Origin of the sequence: Bacillus zhangzhouensis, from assembly GCF_000715205.1 — a bacterium.
GTDB lineage: Bacteria > Bacillota > Bacilli > Bacillales > Bacillaceae > Bacillus > Bacillus zhangzhouensis.
Genome location: NZ_JOTP01000008.1, coordinates 16,037 through 36,921 on the forward strand (window position 1 = coordinate 16,037; position 20,885 = coordinate 36,921).

19 protein-coding genes and 1 riboswitch are annotated in these 20,885 nt (G+C 43.1%); of the genes, 2 read left to right on the forward strand and 17 right to left on the reverse strand.

The features are described 5' to 3' along the window. The first annotated feature begins 46 nt into the window (after window positions 1–46). Entirely contained in the window at window positions 47–1,177 is a 1,131-nt protein-coding gene (locus BA70_RS08655) for a 2-methylaconitate cis-trans isomerase PrpF family protein (protein WP_034320835.1), read from the forward strand. A gap of 27 nt (window positions 1,178–1,204) precedes the next feature. Here BA70_RS08655 and BA70_RS08660 read toward each other — a convergent pair whose 3' ends face one another. The 5 genes from BA70_RS08660 to BA70_RS08680 form a co-directional block, all read right to left on the reverse strand. After that, window positions 1,205–1,924, reverse strand: a complete 720-nt coding sequence (locus BA70_RS08660) for a biotin--[acetyl-CoA-carboxylase] ligase (RefSeq protein ID WP_034320839.1) — start codon at window positions 1,922–1,924, stop codon at window positions 1,205–1,207. Between the two features lie 74 nt (window positions 1,925–1,998). Further along, window positions 1,999–2,457 (reverse strand): acyl-CoA thioesterase, encoded by a 459-nt coding sequence (locus BA70_RS08665; protein ID WP_034320841.1) that lies wholly within the window; start codon window positions 2,455–2,457, stop codon window positions 1,999–2,001. A 119-nt stretch (window positions 2,458–2,576) separates the two neighbouring features. Further along, entirely contained in the window at window positions 2,577–3,341 is a 765-nt protein-coding gene (sdhB, locus tag BA70_RS08670) for a succinate dehydrogenase iron-sulfur subunit (protein ID WP_034320843.1), read from the reverse strand. 1 nt (window position 3,342) lies between these two features. Continuing rightward, window positions 3,343–5,103: a succinate dehydrogenase flavoprotein subunit gene (gene sdhA, locus BA70_RS08675; RefSeq protein ID WP_034320846.1), complete on the reverse strand. Its 1,761-nt coding sequence runs from the start codon at window positions 5,101–5,103 to the stop codon at window positions 3,343–3,345. 37 nt (window positions 5,104–5,140) lie between these two features. Continuing rightward, window positions 5,141–5,749: a succinate dehydrogenase cytochrome b558 subunit gene (locus BA70_RS08680; RefSeq protein ID WP_034320848.1), complete on the reverse strand. Its 609-nt coding sequence runs from the start codon at window positions 5,747–5,749 to the stop codon at window positions 5,141–5,143. A gap of 281 nt (window positions 5,750–6,030) precedes the next feature. Between BA70_RS08680 and BA70_RS08685 the strand changes: the two genes are divergently transcribed. Further along, complete coding sequence (locus BA70_RS08685) at window positions 6,031–6,474, forward strand: YslB family protein (protein WP_003216293.1); 444 nt, start codon at window positions 6,031–6,033, stop codon at window positions 6,472–6,474. Window positions 6,475–6,644: 170 nt separating this feature from the next. On the opposite strand, the gene BA70_RS08690 is transcribed toward BA70_RS08685, so the two are convergent. The 12 genes from BA70_RS08690 to BA70_RS08745 form a co-directional block, all read right to left on the reverse strand. Beyond that, on the reverse strand, window positions 6,645–7,880 hold the full coding sequence (locus BA70_RS08690) for an aspartate kinase (protein ID WP_034320851.1): 1,236 nt from the start codon (window positions 7,878–7,880) through the stop codon (window positions 6,645–6,647). Between the two features lie 137 nt (window positions 7,881–8,017). Next, window positions 8,018–8,195, reverse strand: a riboswitch (Lysine riboswitch). Between the two features lie 61 nt (window positions 8,196–8,256). Beyond that, entirely contained in the window at window positions 8,257–10,029 is a 1,773-nt protein-coding gene (gene uvrC / locus BA70_RS08695; protein ID WP_034320852.1) for an excinuclease ABC subunit UvrC, read from the reverse strand. Window positions 10,030–10,168: 139 nt separating this feature from the next. Further along, window positions 10,169–10,483, reverse strand: a complete 315-nt coding sequence (trxA, locus tag BA70_RS08700) for a thioredoxin (protein WP_034320855.1) — start codon at window positions 10,481–10,483, stop codon at window positions 10,169–10,171. A 246-nt stretch (window positions 10,484–10,729) separates the two neighbouring features. After that, window positions 10,730–12,208: an alpha-N-arabinofuranosidase gene (locus BA70_RS08705; RefSeq protein WP_034320858.1), complete on the reverse strand. Its 1,479-nt coding sequence runs from the start codon at window positions 12,206–12,208 to the stop codon at window positions 10,730–10,732. Window positions 12,209–12,283: 75 nt separating this feature from the next. After that, window positions 12,284–13,261: an electron transfer flavoprotein subunit alpha/FixB family protein gene (locus BA70_RS08710; RefSeq protein ID WP_034320861.1), complete on the reverse strand. Its 978-nt coding sequence runs from the start codon at window positions 13,259–13,261 to the stop codon at window positions 12,284–12,286. A gap of 44 nt (window positions 13,262–13,305) precedes the next feature. Beyond that, window positions 13,306–14,079, reverse strand: coding sequence for an electron transfer flavoprotein subunit beta/FixA family protein (locus BA70_RS08715; protein WP_034320864.1), 774 nt, complete (start codon window positions 14,077–14,079; stop codon window positions 13,306–13,308). Between the two features lie 31 nt (window positions 14,080–14,110). Then, a complete protein-coding gene (locus tag BA70_RS08720) occupies window positions 14,111–14,890 on the reverse strand; it encodes an enoyl-CoA hydratase (RefSeq protein ID WP_034320867.1) in 780 nt (259 codons plus the stop codon). Window positions 14,891–14,915: 25 nt separating this feature from the next. Then, complete coding sequence (locus BA70_RS08725; protein WP_034321098.1) at window positions 14,916–15,500, reverse strand: TetR/AcrR family transcriptional regulator; 585 nt, start codon at window positions 15,498–15,500, stop codon at window positions 14,916–14,918. Between the two features lie 165 nt (window positions 15,501–15,665). Further along, window positions 15,666–17,384 carry an AMP-binding protein gene (locus BA70_RS08730; RefSeq protein ID WP_034320870.1) on the reverse strand — a complete coding sequence of 573 codons (1,719 nt, stop codon included), beginning with the start codon at window positions 17,382–17,384 and terminating at the stop codon, window positions 15,666–15,668. A gap of 101 nt (window positions 17,385–17,485) precedes the next feature. Next, window positions 17,486–17,941 carry an Imm63 family immunity protein gene (locus BA70_RS08735; protein ID WP_034321102.1) on the reverse strand — a complete coding sequence of 152 codons (456 nt, stop codon included), beginning with the start codon at window positions 17,939–17,941 and terminating at the stop codon, window positions 17,486–17,488. Between the two features lie 163 nt (window positions 17,942–18,104). Beyond that, a complete protein-coding gene (locus tag BA70_RS08740; protein WP_007501637.1) occupies window positions 18,105–18,509 on the reverse strand; it encodes a DUF350 domain-containing protein in 405 nt (134 codons plus the stop codon). A 14-nt stretch (window positions 18,510–18,523) separates the two neighbouring features. Further along, window positions 18,524–20,881 (reverse strand): endonuclease MutS2, encoded by a 2,358-nt coding sequence (locus BA70_RS08745; protein WP_034321105.1) that lies wholly within the window; start codon window positions 20,879–20,881, stop codon window positions 18,524–18,526. Window positions 20,882–20,885 lie beyond the last annotated feature (4 nt).

Consider the following 20,885-nt stretch of genomic DNA (forward strand, 5'->3'; position numbering starts at 1 on the left):
ATTTTGGTTAGATAAACAGTTAATTAAAAAATTGAGGGTGAGAGCAATGAGAAAAGTTCCAATCACAATCATGCGAGGCGGTACAAGCAAAGGGGTATTCATTCAAGCAAAAGATGCACCCTATGAACACGATGAGCTCGAGGCATTTCTTTTAGACATTATGGGCAGTCCTGACCGGCTGCAGGTTGATGGAATCGGCGGAGGTAATTCTTTAACAAGCAAGGTGGCGATTATTGACAAAGCCACTCGTCCAGATGCTGATGTAAACTATACATTTGCACAAGTCAGCATTAATGAAAGATATGTCGACTTTAAAGGAAACTGCGGGAATATCTCATCAGCTGTAGGCCCATATGCCATCATTAAAGGGTTTGTTCAAGCGATTGAGCCTATCACGACTGTACGTATTCTCAATACCAACACGAATAAAATCATTGTGGCAGAGGTAGAAGTTGAAAATGGTGAGGTTAAATTTGAAGGACATGCAGAAATTCCAGGAGTAAAAGGGACAGGTTCTCCCATTTATTTATCCTTTGAGAAGCCTGAGGGCGCTGTCACAGGTAAAACCTTTCCGACTGGGAACCGCATTGATATGATTCAGACAAAGTTCGGAGAGATTCCCATCTCGATCGTTGACATCGCAAACCCGATTGCCTTTATCCGCGCGAAGGATATTCATTTAAAAGGAACAGAATTGCCTGAGGAGTTTACTGAAGCATTACTGAATGATATGGAGGAGATTCGTTCCATTGCTGCTGAAATGTGTCACTTCGCTCCAAAGGAAATGGCGACATTACAGTCTCCAGCTGTTCCAAAGCTTGCGATTATTAGTGAGCCAGCTGATTATGTAGACACAAATGGAATCTTGAGAAGAGCAGCAGATATGGACATCATCGTTCGTATGCTATCGATGCAAAGACCGCACCAAGCACTTGCCATTACCGGGTCTGTCTGCGTGTCAGCCAGCTGCTTTATGGAACAAACGCTTCCTGCACAGATTTATCACGGTCAAAATGAAACGCTTCGAATTGGGCATCCTGCTGGTATTATGCAAACTGAAATTGACATGTCTCAAAACAGAGTCAAGGTCATTCGAACCGCAAGAGAAATTCTGGACGGGGTCGTCTTTACGAAACAAGACTATATGGTTCAGCCACACATTAAAAGAGAAGCCTAAAGCAGACGAGAACATCGTCTGCTTTTTTTAATGCTGGGGCGGTGCATCAATATCTCCGGCAGAATGGGCTTTTATATGCCCTTGCTCATCTTTTAGTTGCAGATGACCATGGCGGTTGACCCCGCAGCAAATACCTTCCTGCCATGTTTGTTTTTCACGATCTAACGAGATACGAAGCGGTTGATTCAGACGAAATAACCGTTTGTTGTAAAGGGCAGTGAGTGCTTCAAATCCTTCATTCTGCCAGCGTGTATAGTATTTTTCAAAAGCCACTGCCAGTTCTTTCACAAGCTGATCTGCTTTCACCTCTGCAAGCTCTGATAAGCAAATGGTTTTGTACGGGACATGTTCCGGCTTTGTCTCTACATTGATGCCAACACCGATATAGATGGCGCTGCGGTCCGCTTCAATCAATGTGCCGGATACTTTTGCTTCATTAATGAGAATATCATTTGGCCATTTGATCGCCAGCTGATCCTCAGCTCTCATGAGTGGTTTGAGTACATCATAGATCGCTAGTGCCGTCACCGGGGCAATCGTTGATTGGGTGGAGAGATTTTCTGGTGGCATGACCGTCATGGTCACCGCAACATTCCCTGTAGGCGTTTCCCACGGTCTGCCGAGCCTCCCTCTTCCTGCTGTCTGCTGCCGGGCATAGACGGCAAATGAAGGGACTTCTCCTTGTTGAATAAGCCTTTTCGCTTCATTATTTGTACTATCAATGGTGTCATATTGAAAAATCTTCATGTGTTCTCCTTTTGTTTCTTCTTGATATGATTTTTTTATTATAACAAAACGAAGCATACACGTTTGATCAACCGTTAATTTCGCTGAGCCTGAAATGTCTCTTTTTCTTCTTCTGTAAATGGGACAGATGCGCCTGTGTCTTTACTAATTTGCACCATGGTCACAGAGCCTGTAAAGCATGGTTCCTGCTGTTCATTTTCTCCTAGGTAATGAAGGATGAGGGAGCTTGATCCAACTTTTTCAGGCTTTACATACACACGAAGCCTCTCACCGATCTCCACTTGTTTGATGTAATCACATTGCAGGTTTGCAACGACCGTGATGGTCTCTCGCGCGCGTTTCATTCGTTTATCAACAAGCCCTGTTTTTTGAAAAAAGGCAATCCGCGCCTCTTCGAAATACACAAAAGGGGTGACATTGTTCATGTGGCCAAACATATCTGTTTCTGAAAAACGGACAGTCGTTTCTACATAAAATCGAAAGGATGCTCTCCATTGTTCAAAGGGTTCTTCAATATATGACGGCAGTCTCATTTGATCTACTCCTTATTCGCAAACAAACGCCTCTCCCGTATGGAAGAGGCGTTTGTTATGTGTTGCATCCAGCCTCTTTAAACACTCATCATGATTGGCAAAGAGGACTGAATGTGATGTTATTCTGCGTGATCGCTTCCGAAGAAGTTACGGAAAGCTTGTAAGGTTGTATCTCGGTTTAGTGCTGCAATTGACGTTGTCAGCGGGATTCCTTTCGGACAAGCCTGCACACAGTTTTGGGAGTTCCCGCAGTTCGCTAGACCGCCATCACCCATAATTTCTTCTAGACGGTCAGACTTATTCATCGCACCTGTCGGATGTGCGTTAAATAAACGAACTTGTGAAAGCGGTGCAGGGCCCATAAAGGAAGACTTATCGTTCACGTTTGGACAAGCTTCAAGGCAGACACCACATGTCATACATTTAGACAGCTCATACGCCCATTGACGCTTCTTCTCAGGCATTCTTGGTCCAGGCCCAAGGTCATATGTGCCATCGATCGGCACCCATGCTTTGACTTTTTTCAAGGAATTAAACATGCGGCTTCTATCAACCTGCAAGTCTCTCACAACCGGGAATGTCTTCATCGGCTGGAGACGGATCGGCTGCTCTAACTTGTCAATCAAGGCTGTACACGACTGGCGCGGTGTTCCATTAATGACCATGGAACAAGCTCCACACACCTCTTCAAGACAGTTCATATCCCAGTTGATGGCCGTTGTTTTTTCACCTTGTTTATTGACTGGGTTACGTCTAATTTCCATGAGTGCGGAAATGACGTTCATATTCGGACGGTAAGGGATTTCGAATTCCTCATCATAAGACTTTCCATCTGCTGTATCTTGACGTGTGATAATGAATTGAATCGTGTTTTTTTCACTCATCTTATTTCTCCACCTTTTTCTTCGAGTAATCTCGTTTACGAGGTGCAATTAACGATACATCGACGTCCTCATAGTGGAATGCAGGCTTCTGATTTTTCCCTTTGAACGTAGCCATCGTTGTTTTCAGGAATTCTTCATCGTGTCTTTCTGGGAATTCCGGTTTATAGTGTGCGCCTCGGCTTTCATTCCGGTTGTATGCCCCGATCGTAATGACTCTTGCCAGCTGAAGCATGTTGTCAAGCTGACGCGTGAAGGCAGCGCCTTGGTTGCTCCATGATGCTGTATCGTTGATGTTGATATGCTTATAGCGCTCCATCAGTTCTTCAATCTTCTGATCTGTTTTTAAGAGTTTGTCATTGTAACGAACCACTGTCACGTTATCCGTCATCCATTCTCCAAGCTCTTTATGAAGCACGTACGCATTTTCTGTTCCATCCATGCTAAGGATGTTGTCCCATTTCTCCTGCTCTTTCTTCACGGCGCTGTCAAATGTTGCAGAAGAAAGGTCTTCTGCTGACTTTTCAAGACCGTTAATGTATTTCACAGCATTTGGTCCTGCGACCATTCCGCCGTAAATTGCAGAAAGCAATGAGTTCGCTCCAAGTCTGTTTCCGCCATGCATAGAGTAATCACATTCTCCGGCAGCGAACAAGCCTTTAATATTTGTCATTTGATCATAATCGACCCATAGTCCGCCCATTGAGTAATGAACAGCAGGGAAAATTTTCATCGGAAGCTTACGCGGGTCATCCCCCATGAATTTTTCATAGATTTCAATGATTCCACCAAGCTTAATATCAAGCTCTTTTGGATCTTTGTGAGAAAGATCAAGGTATACCATGTTCTCTCCGTTGATGCCAAGCTTTTGCTCAACACATACGTCGAAGATTTCACGCGTTGCAATGTCACGCGGTACAAGGTTCCCGTATGCTGGGTATTTTTCTTCAAGGAAGTACCAAGGCTTCCCGTCTTTATATGTCCAAACACGTCCGCCTTCACCACGAGCCGATTCACTCATGAGACGAAGCTTGTCATCTCCTGGGATCGCTGTTGGGTGAATTTGAATGAATTCTCCATTTGCATAATGAGCACCTTGCTGATAAACGATTGATGCAGCTGATCCAGTATTGATCATGGAGTTCGTTGATTTACCGAACACGATTCCAGGACCGCCTGTTGCCATGATCACTGCATCTGAACGGAAGGATTCAATTTCCATTGTCGTCAAGTTCTGCGCCACAATGCCTCGGCATACTTCCTCGTCATCTAAAACAGCGCCAAGGAATTCCCAGCCTTCATATTTCGTGACAAGCCCTGCTACTTCATAGCGGCGAACCTGCTCATCCAGTGCGTATAATAGCTGCTGACCCGTTGTGGCACCAGCAAATGCTGTACGGTGGTGCTGTGTTCCCCCGAAGCGGCGGAAGTCCAGTAATCCCTCTGGTGTTCTGTTAAACATAACACCCATACGATCAAGTAAGTGGATAATGGACGGCGCTGCTTCACACATTGCCTTTACTGGCGGCTGGTTGGCTAAGAAATCTCCGCCATATACCGTGTCATCAAAATGCTCATAAGGTGAATCCCCTTCACCTTTTGTATTCACCGCTCCGTTGATTCCGCCCTGTGCACATACTGAATGCGAACGTTTTACAGGTACGATTGAAAATAGTTTAACAGCTGTTCCCGCTTCTGCTGCTTTTATAGTTGCCATGAGACCAGCTAAGCCGCCTCCGACAACGATGATGCTAGAATTACTCATTGTAGCCCCTCTCCCTCTTCTACTAATCTATTTCCTCTTAAACAAAAGCGAAAATTGCTCTTAGCCCTACATATGAAAGCGCTATAAATATACCTAATGTCACATATGTGGAGATTCTTTGTGAGCGTGGTGAAACGGTAATTCCCCAGCTGACAGCAAATGACCACAAGCCATTAGCAAAGTGGAAAATAGTAGATAAAACGCCGACAATATAGAAACCTAGCATAAATGGAGAGCTTAAAATATTCGCCATCATGTCATAGTTTACTTCCGCTCCAAGCTGCGCTTGAATTCGTGTTTCCCATACGTGCCAAGTGATAAAAATCAATGTGATGATACCAGTAACCCTTTGCAGTCTGAACAACCAGTTTCTTAAGTAACTGAAGCGAGACGTGTTGTTTTGTGCCGTAAAGGCTATGTACACCCCATAAACAGCATGATAGATCAGTGGTAAGAAAATCACGAACAGCTCAAGTGCATACCTGAATGGAAGCTGTTCCATAAAGTGTGCAGCTTTGTTAAACGCCTCTGGTCCATTCGTCGCAAAGTGGTTAATCACTAAGTGCTGTACTAAAAATAGACCGACCGGAATGACGCCAAGCAAAGAATGCAATCTCCGATAAAAAAATTCTTTGTTCCCCGACATTACTTTACCCCCTAGTAAAAAGTGCAATTGCTTGAAATTTGTCTTACCCCCGCTTCTTTCAAATGTAAGCACTTTATTCAAATTTATTGACAATTTCATTTTACTCCTATGTCAAATAAGCGTCAAGAAACCGCGTACATAAATTAAAATTTTCCGAAATTTAAAAGTTTTAAATCAAAATTCGTTTTATTACAATAAGAATTTCTTAGACTTCAGGGAAAACTCTGTCATCATATGCCCACATAAGCTATAATAAATTGTTGAAAGAGGGGAGCCGTACAATGAATAAATTTGAATCTAACTTAGAACAGCTAAAAGAAATTGAAGTCAATGGATTTGCCTACGAGCTGATACGCGAAGTTCTGCTGCCTGACATTCTTGGTCAGGATCATTCATCTATGATGTATTTTGCGGGTAAGCTGCTTGCTCGTAAATTCCCTCAAGAGTCATGGGAGAAAATCCCCGAATTTTTCCATGATGCCGGATGGGGGACTCTTACGATGGTCCATTCTAAAAAACAGGAAATTGAGTTTGAGCTCGAAGGTCCTCTTGTATCGAATCGACTCACCTATCAAAAAGAGCCATGCTTTCAAATGGAGGCAGGTTTTATTGCTGAACAGATTCAGCTTCTCAATGAGCATGTTGCTGAATCCTATGAGCAAGTGAAAAAGCGTGCTGATAAAGTCATTTTAACCGTTAAATGGGATTTAAGAGACCCTAGCTAACACTGCTTCTGAAAGGCGAGGACTACCGGTCACGCCTTTTTTTATATGTCTCCTTCTATCATAGCATACTTAGTGAATAGGTTTATGCACATGTTCCATTCTTGATATGTACCCGGTACAAATATAAAAAAGAGATGCACTCTTTCATGAGATACACCTCTTTTTATTTTTTAAGAATGAGCAGCTGCGCTCACTTTCGATAAATCAAATGCATCATGCAGGGCTTCCACCGCTTTGACCATATCATCACGGCTAACCACTGTTGAGACTTTGATCTCAGACGTACTAACCATTTTTACTTGAATGTCTTTTTGAGCTAAAACGGCGAACATTTCAGCAGCGACGCCTGGGTTTGAAACCATACCAGAGCCAACGATGGATACTTTGGCTAATTTGCTTTCTGTCTCAATCTGCTCATAGCCGAGCGCCCCTTTATATTCTTCTAGCACTTCAACTGTTTTGGACAAATCATCCGTTTTCACAGAGAAAGAGATGGAAGTCTGATTTGTGCTTGTGACGGACTGAATGATGATATCAACATTGATATTTTGCTTAGCAAGCGTCGTAAAAATGGTCGACAATGTTGTTAAACCGCTTGAAAGGCCGCACACCGTCACGCGTGTCATCTGATCTTCAAATGCAATTCCTCTTACGACTAAATTTTGTTCCATGGATGATTCCTCCTCAATTAACGTACCCGATTCATTTATAATACTAGAACGGACTTCTAGTGGGACTTGATAATTTTTCGCAAACTCGACGGCTCTCGGATGCAAAACGCCTGCCCCTAAATTGGCCAGCTCGAGCATCTCATCGTATGAAATTCCTGCAAGTTTTCGCGCGGACGGTACATAACGCGGATCTGTCGTAAACACACCTGGTACATCTGTGTATATATCACATTTGTCGGCTTTTAATGCAGCAGCAAGTGCTACAGCCGTCGTATCTGATCCACCGCGTCCAAGTGTTGTGATATGTAGGTCATCTGCAATTCCTTGGAAGCCTGCTACCACAACGACTTTTCCCGCACTTAGTTCCTCTTTGATTCTTGATTCATCGATTTCCACGATTCTTGCATTTCCGTGCACCTGCTCTGTTTTCATACCAGCCTGCCAGCCTGTAAAGGAAATGGCATCATAGCCTTTTGCTTGCAGCGCCATCGCTAATAATGAAATGGTCACTTGCTCCCCAGTTGTTAGCAGCATATCCATTTCTCTATTGCTTGGATCATCTGTGAGTTCTTTGGCAAGGTCTACTAAAACATCAGTTGATTTGCCCATCGCCGACACAACCACGACCACATCATGACCTGCCTTACGTTCAGTGATGACTCTCTCTGCGGCTTTGCGAATTTTTTCTGTCGATCCAACGGATGTTCCGCCAAATTTTTGTACGATTAGTCCCATGTCTACCACCCTTTTTCAAAAGATCACGTGTGAGAGAAGAGCAAGAAGCGGCTTTGGAGACTGCCCACTCACTGCAAATAAAAAAAGCAATGAGAGAACAAATCTCCCATTGCTTTGAAATCATCAAAAGATGCAAACAATGAGATAGCCCTCCAAGAAATAAATTCTTGACAGCCCTACATTTCTTCAATGTACAGCCAGCGAATAAAATGAGTGGATTTTATTCACTTCGGCGACGCTCCCCTTTCAGCCCTCTTCCTAGATCCCATCGATCTCTGAAGGCCTACTCTTGAAGTTCGCACCTCTATCCTCAACAAACAACACGTTCATTTATTAAATTAGTCACATCTTAACAGACTTTTGGAAAAAGTACAATCTATTTTTTTAATGCCTCCATTAAAAGTTCGGCCGTTTGTTTCGGAATGCCAGCCTCCTGAAAATCTTGGACAGAGGCTTCTTTCATCTTTTTCACAGAGCCAAAATGTTTGAGGAGCTGTTTTTTACGCTTTTCTCCAATGCCTGGTACATCATCTAAAATAGACTGGAATGCATTTTTTCCGCGTAGCTGCCGGTGAAAGCTAATGGCAAACCGGTGCACTTCATCTTGAATACGCTGCAATAAATAAAAGGCTTGACTGTTACGCTCCAGCGCAACAATTTCAAGTGTATCACCCATCATGAGATTCGATGTCCGGTGTTTTTCATCTTTCACAAGACCTGCCACTGGAACAGACAGATTCAATTCATTTTCAAGCACGTCTATGGCTGCGTTGATTTGGCCTTTTCCTCCGTCAATTAAAATTAAATCTGGCAGCGGCAGCTCATCCTTTAACACGCGTGTATATCGTCTTCTGATGACTTCGCGCATGGATGCATAATCATCTGGCCCTGCGACAGTTTTGATTTTGTATTTCCGGTATTCCTTTTTATATGGCTTCCCATCCTGAAAGACAACCATGGCGGAAACAGGGTCCGCTCCTTGAATATTTGAGTTATCAAATGCCTCGATCCGGTATGGCATATAAATATTAAGTGCATCCCCTAGCTGCTTCACCGCTCCAATCGTCCTTTCTTCATCGCGCTCAATGAGCGAGAATTTTTCTTTCAGAGCGATTTTGGCGTTTTGGTGTGCAAGTAAAAGCAAATCCTTTTTCTTTCCTTTTTTCGGCTGGTGAACGTTCGTCTCAAGCAATTGCTCGATCATCTCTTGATCTACACTGTCTGGCACTAAAATTTCCTTCGGCAGGAAGTGGTTGTTCTTTTCATAAAATTGCCCTAAAAATGTGAGGAATTCTTCCTCAGGGTCTTGATACATAGGAAACAGGCTGACATCACGTTCAATCAATTTCCCCTGTCTGATGAAAAAGACTTGGACACACATCCAGCCCTTATCATAGGCATACGCAAATACATCTCGATCTGATAAATCACTCATTGTCATTTTCTGCTTTTCCATCGTTGAGTCGATGTAAGCGATTTGATCTCTCAGTTCTTTTGCCCGCTCAAACTCTAATTGTTCGGCCGCTTCCTGCATCTTTTCGGTTAGTTCTTTTTTGATTTGCTGGTGCCCTCCATTTAGAAACCTGGTGATTTCATCCACGAGCTGTTTATTCGTTTCTTCAGAAATGTCATACACACATGGCGCGAGACATTGACCAAGATGATAATAAAGACAGACACGATCAGGGAGTGTCGCACATTTTCTTAGTGGATATAAGCGGTCAAGCAGCTTTTTGGTTTCTCTTGCTGCTTGTACGTTCGGATATGGACCGAAGTATCTCCCTTTATCCTTTTTCACATTGCGGGTAACGATCAGCTTAGGGTGCCGTTCATTCGTAATTTTAATAAAGGGATACGTCTTGTCATCCTTGAGCATGACATTGTATTTTGGGTCATACTTTTTAATTAAATTCAGCTCTAAAATCAGTGCCTCAATATTAGATGAGGTCACAATGTATTCAAAGTCCTCAATTTCACTGACAAGCCGCTGCGTTTTGGCATCATGAGATCCAGTGAAATAAGAGCGTACTCTATTTTTTAAAACCTTTGCCTTCCCCACGTAGATGACCGTATTTTGTCTATCTTTCATTAAGTAACAGCCTGGTCGATCAGGCAGGACTGACAGCTTTTCTTTGATCAGTTTGTTCATATTTTCATCCGTCCTTGTTTTCCTCTTTCACTCCTTCTAGTGTATCACGAACATTTGTTTTATACCATGTTGAAAGAAAAGCGGCTCTCGTCTATACGAGAACCGCTTCAGTGGTCATGCCTCATTGGCATAGATGGATTTATAGATGTTTGTTGACAAGCTCAGCTAGTGCTTCTTTTGGTTTGAAACCAACAGACGTTTCTACGACTTCACCGTCTTTTAAAACAAGAAGTGTTGGGATACTCATCACGCCGTATTTACCAGCAGTTTCTTGGTTATCGTCTACATCAACTTTTACAATTTTCATTTTATCGCCCATTTCTTGATCAAGTTCTTCAAGAACTGGAGCAATCATTTTACAAGGTCCGCACCATGGTGCCCAAAAGTCTGCAAGAACAACACCTTCTGCAGTTTCTTGTGAAAATGTTGCGTCAGTAGCTTTTACGATTGCCATTATTCATTCCTCCAATGTAAATTATGATTTTTAGTATAGCATCTACCAATGTGACTTGCGAATGAAATGCTTACGAATCTTTTTTTATGAAATGAATTAAAAAACAAACCGTATAATCGCACCAATAACAACAATCGCACCGATGATCATCAGAATGGTTCTAAGCATATGACATAACTCCCTTTCCGCTTCATTTACAATGTATGATGCCCCAACATTCTTCTCATCAAACATCGAAATATGCGATCAAGTCAGATCGACAGTCATCATCACAACCGACATAGGCGGGAGATCTATGGTTAATTCGCCGGATTTTGCCGTGAATTGATGGAAATCCGCAGGCTGAACGGAATGAGGATCATCAAATGTATTGTGCGCATTCATCCGATCAGCTGTCAGCACGCGGCCAGTGGCAGTGGTTTGTGGATCAATCCCCTCTATTGCAAGGGATACCTCTGCTTTTTCATATGGATTCAGATGACAAAAACTAATATGCATCTTGTCAGATGAACGCGAGGCTGACACACTGACCTGAGGAATTCTTTCACCTCGGTGTTCATACGGTGGTGAATTAAACTCCACTTCAAGTGCTTCTTCCTCTTGATGCACTTGAAACATGTGAAATACATGATAGGTAGGGGTCAGAATCATCTTTTCGTCCTTCGTTAACACCATCGCTTGCAGGACATTGACCGTTTGGGCAATATTCGCCATGTGAATCCGCTGGCAATGACGGTGAAATATATGAAAATGCAGGGCACAGACAAGGGCGTCTCTCAGTGTGTTTTGCTGATATAAAAACCCTGGATTTGTCCCTGGCTCTGGGTCATACCATGTCCCCCATTCATCAATAATCATCCCAATTCGCTTGTCTGGATCATAGCGATCCATGACCATCCCATGATCCATGACAAGACGCTCCATCTCATAGGCCTTTTTCAACGTTGTAAACCATTCATCCTCATTAAAATCAGTCGCAGACCCTTTCTTCTCCCATGTACCAGGAACGGTATAGTAATGCAAACTGAGCCCATCCATCCATGGTGCAGCCCGTTCCATTAATACTTTTGTCCAATTCACGTCATTTGAGTTCGCGCCGCAAGCGATTTTGTAAATACGGTTACCAGCAAACTCTCTCACATACGTTTGGTAGCGTTTATATAGGTCTGCATAGTATTCAGGCGTCATATTCCCGCCGCATCCCCAGCTTTCATTGCCTACGCCAACATAAGTCAGCTTCCAAGGCTCTTTTTTTCCATTTTGAATACGCCAATCGGACATAGGAGTCCCCTTAGGAAATGTAATGTATTCTACCCATTCCGCTAATTCTTGAACAGTCCCGCTTCCAACATTGCCGCAAATATAAGGCTCACATTCAAGTAACTCACACAATCGCATAAATTCATGTGTACCAAACGCATTTGATTCAACGGTACCTCCCCAATGAGTGTTCACCATGGGCTTTCGTTCACTCAGATCACCAACGCCATTTGCCCAATGATACTCGTCTGCAAAACAGCCGCCCGGCCACCTAAGCACCGGGATATGTAATGCTTGAAGCGCCTTTAGCACATCGGTTCGAATCCCTTCAATATGTTCAATTGATGAGTCTTCTCCTACCCAAATCCCGTCATAAATCCCTCTTCCTAAGTGCTCTTGAAAGTGTCCATAGATGTGTTTTGAAATGCGTCCGATCACGTCATTGACTTTTACTGTCCCCTTCACTTGTCAACCGCTCCTTTGTTTCATAATGACATACAAAAAAACCCAGAATACCTAGGCATTCTGAGTGTATGAGCGTTACGAGTGGATATTCATCTTTTTTAACTCTTCATTCAAAAGCGGGACCACTTCGAACAAGTCACCAACGATTCCGTAATCGGCGATTTTGAAGATCTCAGCTTCTGGATCTTTGTTAATCGCAACAATGACTTTACTGTTAGACATTCCGGCTAAATGCTGAATCGCGCCTGAAATCCCGCAGGCAATATAAAGATCAGGTGTGACGACCTTACCAGTTTGACCAATTTGCAGGGCATAATCACAGTAATCTGCATCGCAAGCTCCACGCGAGGCACCGACTGCTGCGCCCAGCGTTTGGGCGAGTTCTTTCAGCGGTTCAAAGCCTTCTTTGCTCTTGACCCCTCGCCCTCCAGCGACAATGATTTTTGCTTCGGATAAGTCTACACCTTCTGACGTTTTTTTAATGACTTCCTTCACGATCGTTCGCAGGTTCTGAATATCGACAGAAATTGGAGTGACTTCTCCGCCTCGTGACGCATCCCGCTCAAGCGGTGCCACGTTGTTTGGTCGAATGGTGGCCAAAAGTAGACGATCCGTCGAGATGACTTTTTCGAAGGCTTTTCCAGAGTAAATCGGTCTAGTGAAAACGAGATGTTCTCCGGTAACGCTTACATCGATCGCGTCTGAAATCAATCCTGTCTGCAGGCGTGCTGCTATTTTTGGTGACAAGTCTTTTCCAATAGACGTATGGCCAAAGAGCACTGCATCCGGATTGACCTGATCTAATATGGCTTGAAGCGCCTGCGCAAAACCATCAGATGTATAATATGAAAGGTGCGGATGCTCCACAATCATGACATGATCCGCTCCATAGTAAAGCAGTTCATCTGCTTTTTCTTTGACGTGATCCCCTATTAACACGCCAATGACCTCACCGCCATCAGCCACTTGATGAGCGGCAGCAATTGCTTCAAATGTCACATTTCTTAATTTACCGTCACGACTTTCTCCAAGTACAACAACTTTTTTACTCATCTTTTAAGCTCCCCCTTGTTCTCGTGATATCGTAAAGTGGATGTTTAGATGACTTTTGCTTCATTTCTTAGTAGATCTGTCAGTTCTTTGACTTGATCCTGAAGCTCACCGCTCAGCACCTTGCCACCCTCTTTTTTCTCCGGTAAGAAACGTTCAATCGTTTTGATTTTATATGGCACATCGTCTTCATCGAGATCTAAATCATCTAGTTCTAATTCTTCTAAAGGCTTTTTCTTTGCCTTCATAATGCCTGGTAATGATGGATAACGAGGCTCATTAAGACCTTGCTGCGCTGTGACGACCAGCGGGAGCTCGGCGGAAATCACTTCCACGTCACCCTCTGCATCCCGTTCAATTGAAGCAGAATCGCCATCAATTTGAATGCTTGTAATCGTTGTGACATATGAAAATCCAAGTAATTCAGCAAGGCGCGGGGCAACTTGTCCAGACCCGCCGTCAATCGCCACATTTCCTGCTAAGATCAAGGAAGCCTCTTTATCCTTGAAATAGTGATATAGAATGGTAGAAGCGGAATATTGATCCCACTCCTCCAAGTCATCTTCAACATTTAATAAAACAGCTTGGTCGCAGCCCATAGCAAGTGCTGTTCTTAGCTGTTTCTCCGCATCCTCACTGCCAACTGTCACGACAGTCACTTCTCCCCCGTGCTCATCCCGAAGCTGAATCGCTTCTTCTATTGCGTACTCGTCATAAGGATTAATAATGAACTCTGCCCCATCTTCTTGAATTGCACCAGACTGAATGGAAATCTTCTCTTCCGTGTCAAACGTACGCTTCATCAAAACAAATATATTCATTCATTTCTCCCCCTTGTGTCGTACTAATCCCTTATTCCCCTTTAAAATTCGGTTTGCGCTTTTCGATAAAGGCTTGGATGCCTTCTTTGGCGTCATTTGATTGGAATACCTCACCAAACTTTTTGGCTTCCAGCTTCATTCCACCATCATATGAGTACACTTTTGACGCATTCAATAACTCAAGCACATACTCGAGCGTTTTAGGGCTTTTCGCTGCAAATTTCGCCGCTAGTGTTTTGGCTGCATTCAGCGCTTCTTCCTCTGTTTCTGCCAGCTTTGAAACAAGCCCGCAGGCAAGTGCTTCTTCACCTGTAATCGGCTCAGCTGTTCCCATCATTTCAAGTGCTTTAGCAGACCCAACATACCGAGGCAGGCGCTGCGTTCCGCCGAATCCTGGAATGATGCCAAGGTTTAGTTCCGGCAGCCCAAGCTTCGCATCTTTTGTTGCGATTCGAATATCACAGGACATCGCCAGCTCAAGACCGCCGCCTAATGCTGCTCCGTGAATGGAGGCAATGACTGGTTTTGGACATTGTTCAATTCGTTCAAACACTTGCTGTCCTCGGTCTGCAAGACTCGCATAATCAGACTCTTTCTGCAAGGTCGTAAATTCTTTAATATCGGCACCTGCTGAAAAAAATCTGCCTTCTCCATGGATCACAATGGCTCTCACTTCTTCGTTTTGTTCGAGCTGGTCAAACATGTCATTGAGCTCAGTGAGCAGTTGAGAAGATAAGGCGTTTGCAGGTGGATGTTGAATCGTGATGAGCGCTATTTGTTCTTCTTGGTGTAAGCTGAGTATCTTTTCCATGTCAATCATCCTTTTTCAATTGTCTTTAAGATTGATGTATTCCGTTTAAGAGAAGATCATGTACGTTTTCTGCAAGTGCAGTCAGATCATACTTTTGATCATTCATGACCCATGTTGTAGCGGTTTCATCAATCGTCCCAAATACCATTTGTCTCGCTAAGCGGACATCTAGATCTTGTCTGAATTCTCCCGTTTGCTTTCCCTCTGTTAAAATCGAGTCAAGCATATTTAAATACCCTTTCAGCACCTCATTGATTTTTTGCCGCAGTTCAAGGTTTGACTGTCTGAGTTCAAGCTGCGTCACAAGGGCCAAATGATGATCTTGCGAAAGCAGGCGAAAGTGTTCCTGAATCAGTAGAAGAAGTTTTTCTTTGGCAGACGGTTTCTTTTGAATATCTGTTTCCATCCGTTCGATGAATTGTCCCATTTTTTCTTTGAATAATGAGATCAGAATATCCTCTTTGTTTTTAAAATAGAGATAAATCGTTCCGTCTGCTACCCCTGCTTGTTTGGCAATCTTTGAAACTTGTGATTGATGATAGCCGTTCTCTGCAATCACCACAACTGCTGCATCAATAATTTGCATGTACTTCGGTCTTTTCTGCTTCAATGTGCTTCGTCCCTTTCTGAATTGAATGAGCATTCATTCATATCTTCATGTTAAAAAGAAACGAGTGATTTGTCAAGTGCCCTTCTACTTTCTTTTCAACCTTTAGCATACCAGAGCAGACAGTCACAATTCAAATCATCCGGCCAATAGACCGGATGATACAGGTTATTTTTTAGATTGGTCAACAGGCGCTTCAGAAGAAGATGATTGCTTTCTTTTTTCTTCTTCAATTAACACTCTGCGCAAGATTTTCCCTACGGCCGTTTTAGGCAGTGACTCTTTAAATTCATAGACACGCGGCACTTTAAATGAGGCAATTCTCGTTCTGACAAAACGATCGAGCTCATCCTCTGTTAAATAGGCATCCTTTTTCGGGACAACAAATGCTTTCACTGTTTCTCCCCTGTACGGATCTGGAATACCTGCCACGACGACTTCTTGTACAAGCTCATGCTCATAAAGGGCTTCTTCGACCTCTCTTGGATAAATATTATAGCCGCTCGCGATGATGACATCTTTTTTCCGGTCTACTATATAGAAGAAACCGTCTTCATCCATATACCCAATATCTCCGGTGAAAAACCAGTCATCTCGTAACACAGCCGCTGTCTCCTCTGGCTGATTCCAGTACCCTTTCATGATTTGCGGCCCTTTGACAATAATTTCTCCATGCTCATATGGCTCTTTGAGTCCCCCAGTTTCCTCGCAATAAATGCCAGCATCTGTATTGGGCCAAGGACAGCCAATACTGCCAGTTTTATTCGCTCCCCATAAGAAGTTGGCATGGGTAACTGGTGAGGTTTCTGAAAGACCATATCCCTCCACTAACCGTCCTCCTGTTAATTTTTCAAAGCTTTGTTTGACTTCAACAGGAAGAGCGGCAGAGCCGCTTAAACAAGCCTTAATGGACGACAGGTCATACGTTTCAATATTCGGGTGATGCAGCAAGGCGATATACATCGTTGGTGCTCCTGGAAACAACGTCGGCTTCTGTTTTTCAATGGTTTTGAGGGTATCAGCCACATCAAAACGAGGAAGAAGAATCATTTGATGACCTTCTTTGACTGCAAGGTTCAATACGGTGGTCATTCCGTACACATGAAAAAACGGAATGATGCCTAGAATCCGTTCTTTTCCGCGGTTCGTTTTATACATCCAGGATGCACACATTTCTGTATTGGCTAATATATTTTCATGTGTGAGCATGACCCCTTTTGGTAAACCGGTCGTTCCGCCTGTATACTGCAAAACAGCGACATCCTCTTTCGGTTGAAAGGCTCGCTGTGGAATCTGTTCTCCTGACGATTCTTTCATCACCTGCGAGAAGTGATGAATGGTATCACTTTTCTCGACTTGGATGACCATTTTGTTTTTTCTTCTTTGGACAATGGGGAACAGAATGTTTTTCGGGAATGGCAAATAATCTTGTAGTTTGGTGATGATCAAGTGCTCCATACTTGTCAGCGCTTTCATTTTATAGGCCTTTGGATACAATAGATCGAGTGTGATTAGCACTTTGGAGCCGCTGTCCTCCATTTGATACTCGAGTTCTTTCTCTGTATAAAGCGGGTTCGTTTGAACAACAATGCCGCCTGCGATCAAAACAGCATAATAAGAAATGACCGATTGAGGACAGTTTGGTAGCATAATAGCTACTCGGTCGCCTTTTTTTACGCCAATTTTCATCAGATGATTGGCTAGTTTAAGTGCGTCTTCTTGTAACTGTTCATAGGTGATATTTTTTCCTAAAAAATGAATGGCTGTATGCTCAGGTGCTGCCTCTGCGGAGCTGAATAAGTAAGATTGTAACGTTTCATTTGGGATGGTGAGTTCGTGGGGAATTTGATTCGGGTAATGCAGAAGCCATCGTTTATCTGACTGCATAAAAACCCTCCTTCCTGAACTTTCGTACTATTGTATTATAACAAACTTTTCCTTAAGGCAGTTTGCTTTTTTCAAATAGAGCTTGGTTCAATTACACACCTTCATTTTTTCGCCTGTGTTTCTATAGTTGCTCTTTTTCCTTCGTGATGCCACTTTTCATATAATCCTCCGATCGCACGGAACGACTCATTGACTCTGTCTACGATCTGTTTATGGATACTAGGGTCACTAGGTAAATGTGTATGAATGTTGTCGACTTGATACTTTTTCATCATGTCTAGGTAAACAGTGAGAAAGATGGTATCTTCTAAAATCCAGTAAATAACTTCATCCGCCTCTGTTGTTCTTTTATGAAGCACTTGCACTCCTCGTTCATATTGAATGAGGATATAGCCATTTTGAACGATCTCGATATAAGGACTCAAATCATCAAAAAACCCAGTCGTTTGAAATGGACGTGCGATATACGGTTCATATATGTCTCGAGGAAGTGATGTCTTTTGGAGAAAAGTACCAATTCGCTTCATCAGTTCGTCTTTTTGCTGAATTTGCTTCATCATGATTCGCCGCCTTTGATGAGATAAAAGCTGTCAAGGGGTTCCCTGACAGCTTTCTAATATTGTATTCTTCATTTCACAGGAACATGTAAACGGCGCCAATGACCGCAAAAGTGCAGGCAACTACGATTAATACTTTTGCTAGCTTTTCCATGTCGTCTCCTTAAATGCCGGCTGCTACTACGTAAGACAGCCCAACTGAAATAATGAGTGAAATAAACCCGACCGCTCTATTATCATTCTCAATCTCTTTGTCTACTTTAAATCTTGGTGTTAAAAATTCAAAAATAAAATAGCTGACAAGCAGCATCACAAAGCCATATACGCCCCATCCAACCATTTGAAGAAGGGAGTTGTGCTGTGCGATGGAATGCTGAAACACATTCGCAATCCCAAAGATCTTCCCGCCGGTTGCCATGGCAACCGCTAAGTTCCCCCGCTGGATCTCTTCCCAGTTTTTATAGGAGGTCACGAGTTCAAAAATGGTTAGAAATAAGACAAGACATAGGACGGCCACGCTGTAATAAGCGGCGATTTCCACAAGTTCATTTTCCCAAAAGGCTTTCATGCGTTTTCTCCTTTTTACTTTAATTCGACGATGGTGACACCTGATCCTCCCTCGCCCTGTTCTCCAAAACGAGCATTTTTCACACTTCTGTGCTGTTTTAATAATTCCTGGACCCCTTTTCTTAGGGCACCAGTTCCTTTCCCATGGATAATCGACACGCGCGGATAGCCAGCTAATACAGCATCATCTAAATATTTCTCGACCCTGCTTAAAGCATTCTCATAACGCTCTCCTCTTAAATCAAGCTCAAGCGATACATGATAATCTTTCCCTTTGACCGCCGTAATGGCTTTCTCTTGCTTAAATTCGGGTGCTGATTTGATAAATTCCATGTCTTTTTCATTTACTTTCATTTTCAGAATGCCCATTTGGACACCCCATTCTTTGTCACCCGTTTGTTCGAGCAGTGTTCCTTTTTGTCCGAATGTGAGCACTTTGACTTCATCGCCTGGTTTTAGTTGTCTTTCTGCTTTTTTCGCTGGCTCTGGTTTTTTCTTCCGGTCAAACTCAGGAACAGCTTCTTCAAGACGCTTTTTCGCATCGATGAGTTCATGTTCTTTGAACGAGCGATGCTCACTTTTAATGGACCGCAGCTCTTGAATGATGTCTTCTGCTTCTTTGGCTGCTTGTTCGATTTTTTCTTTCGCTTTTTGTTCGGCCTCTTCAAATAGCTTGTCTTTTCGCTCATTCCATTCCAGAATTTGTCTTTGTAGTTCCTTATGAAGCTTCTCAGCTTCTTTTCTATAGGCTTCTGTCTCATGCAGTTCTTCTTCTGCGTGTTTCTTACTGTCTTCTAATGAAGCAATCATTTGGTCTACTTCATTATGCTCTGCATGCATATCCGCTTTTGCCCGGTCAATCAGATGGTCAGGCAAACCAAGACGTTTGGAAATTTCAAACGCATTACTTCGTCCAGGTACACCGATGAGCAAACGATACGTTGGGGATAAGGTTTCAATATCAAACTCTACGCTCGCATTTGTGACACCTTCTCGGTTATACCCGTATGCCTTGAGCTCAGGATAGTGAGTCGTTGCGATGACGCGCGCATTTGTTTGATGAACTTCATCTAAGATACTCATCGCAAGTGCTGCACCTTCAGCAGGGTCTGTGCCTGCCCCTAATTCATCAAATAACACAAGTGAATTCGAGGTTAAATTCTTTAAAATATCCACAATATTGACCATATGTGATGAGAACGTACTCAAGCTTTGTTCAATGGACTGTTCGTCTCCAATATCAGCAAACACTTGGTCGAATACAGCCACTTCCGATCCTTCTTCAACTGGAATATGAAGACCCGCTTGCGTCATGAGTGTCAGCAGCCCTAGTGTTTTTAAGGTGACTGTCTTACCACCTGTATTTGGTCCAGTGATCACGATCGTTGAAAAATCCTTACCAAGCTCAATGTCATTTGCCACGACCTGATCCCGAGGCAACAGGGGATGCCTTGCTCGTTTTAAATAAATTTCTCCTTGATCGTTTACAGAAGGCTTTGTTGCTTTTTCTGTCTTTGCATATTTGGCTTTGGCAAAGATAAAGTCTAACGTCTGAAGTTCCTTTACATTATGAATCAGTTCGTGAATATGCTCTGACACGCTCTCTGTCAGCATTTGCAGGATCTTTTCGACTTCTTGCTTTTCTTTTAAACGAGTTTGCTGCAAGGTGTTATTTAGATCAACAACCACTTGAGGCTCAATAAAAAGTGTTGCCCCGGAAGAAGACTGATCGTGAACAATTCCACCATAGTTCGAGCGGTACTCTTGTTTCACCGGAATCACAAAACGATCATTACGAATGGTCACAATCGTGTCTGAAAGCATTTTTGAAGCAGATTGTGAACGAATCATCGATTCTAATTTATCACGTACTTTTGATTCTAGTGAGCGTAATTGGATGCGTAACGAACGAAGTGCAGGAGTTGCATGATCAAGCACTTCTCCATTATCACCAATACAACTCTCGATTTCTTTTCTGACTTCTGGAAGTAAAATAAGCGTTTCTGCATATGTATGAAGGCGTGGTATGTCTACACCATCTTCATACATGGACGTGAGAAAGTGCTTCATATTCTTCACAGCATACAATAGTCCTGCAATTTCCATCAGCTCAGAAGGATTTAATGTACTGCCGATTTCTGCCCGTTTGACTGCGCGTCTAATATCCGTTAACCCGCCAAACGGCGCAGACCCCTTTAAACGGATCACATCTTGTGCTTCTGCTACCTCTTCCAGCAAATGCTGAATGGTTTCTATATCCGTGAGCGGCGTTAAATCCTGCGCTCTTTCTTTTCCTAAAGTGGATGCGGTATAGGACATCACTTTTTCTTTTACTTTATGAAATTCTAATGATGCTAACACTTTTTGTTGCAGCATT

Coding starts and splice junctions, on each gene's coding strand:
- BA70_RS08720 (WP_034320867.1), bottom strand. CDS start 14,890: ATGGAAAAGATACTCAGCTTACACCAAGAAGAACAAATAGCGCTCATC.
- BA70_RS08685 (WP_003216293.1), top strand. CDS start 6,031: ATGAATAAATTTGAATCTAACTTAGAACAGCTAAAAGAAATTGAAGTC.
- BA70_RS08680 (WP_034320848.1), bottom strand. CDS start 5,749: ATGTCGGGGAACAAAGAATTTTTTTATCGGAGATTGCATTCTTTGCTT.
- BA70_RS08730 (WP_034320870.1), bottom strand. CDS start 17,384: ATGCAGTCAGATAAACGATGGCTTCTGCATTACCCGAATCAAATTCCC.
- uvrC (WP_034320852.1), bottom strand. CDS start 10,029: ATGAACAAACTGATCAAAGAAAAGCTGTCAGTCCTGCCTGATCGACCA.
- BA70_RS08660 (WP_034320839.1), bottom strand. CDS start 1,924: ATGAAGATTTTTCAATATGACACCATTGATAGTACAAATAATGAAGCG.
- BA70_RS08690 (WP_034320851.1), bottom strand. CDS start 7,880: ATGGGACTAATCGTACAAAAATTTGGCGGAACATCCGTTGGATCGACA.
- trxA (WP_034320855.1), bottom strand. CDS start 10,483: ATGGCAATCGTAAAAGCTACTGACGCAACATTTTCACAAGAAACTGCA.
- BA70_RS08655 (WP_034320835.1), top strand. CDS start 47: ATGAGAAAAGTTCCAATCACAATCATGCGAGGCGGTACAAGCAAAGGG.
- BA70_RS08665 (WP_034320841.1), bottom strand. CDS start 2,457: ATGAGACTGCCGTCATATATTGAAGAACCCTTTGAACAATGGAGAGCA.
- sdhA (WP_034320846.1), bottom strand. CDS start 5,103: ATGAGTAATTCTAGCATCATCGTTGTCGGAGGCGGCTTAGCTGGTCTC.
- BA70_RS08715 (WP_034320864.1), bottom strand. CDS start 14,079: ATGAATATATTTGTTTTGATGAAGCGTACGTTTGACACGGAAGAGAAG.
- BA70_RS08710 (WP_034320861.1), bottom strand. CDS start 13,261: ATGAGTAAAAAAGTTGTTGTACTTGGAGAAAGTCGTGACGGTAAATTA.
- BA70_RS08740 (WP_007501637.1), bottom strand. CDS start 18,509: ATGAAAGCCTTTTGGGAAAATGAACTTGTGGAAATCGCCGCTTATTAC.
- sdhB (WP_034320843.1), bottom strand. CDS start 3,341: ATGAGTGAAAAAAACACGATTCAATTCATTATCACACGTCAAGATACA.
- BA70_RS08735 (WP_034321102.1), bottom strand. CDS start 17,941: ATGAAGCAAATTCAGCAAAAAGACGAACTGATGAAGCGAATTGGTACT.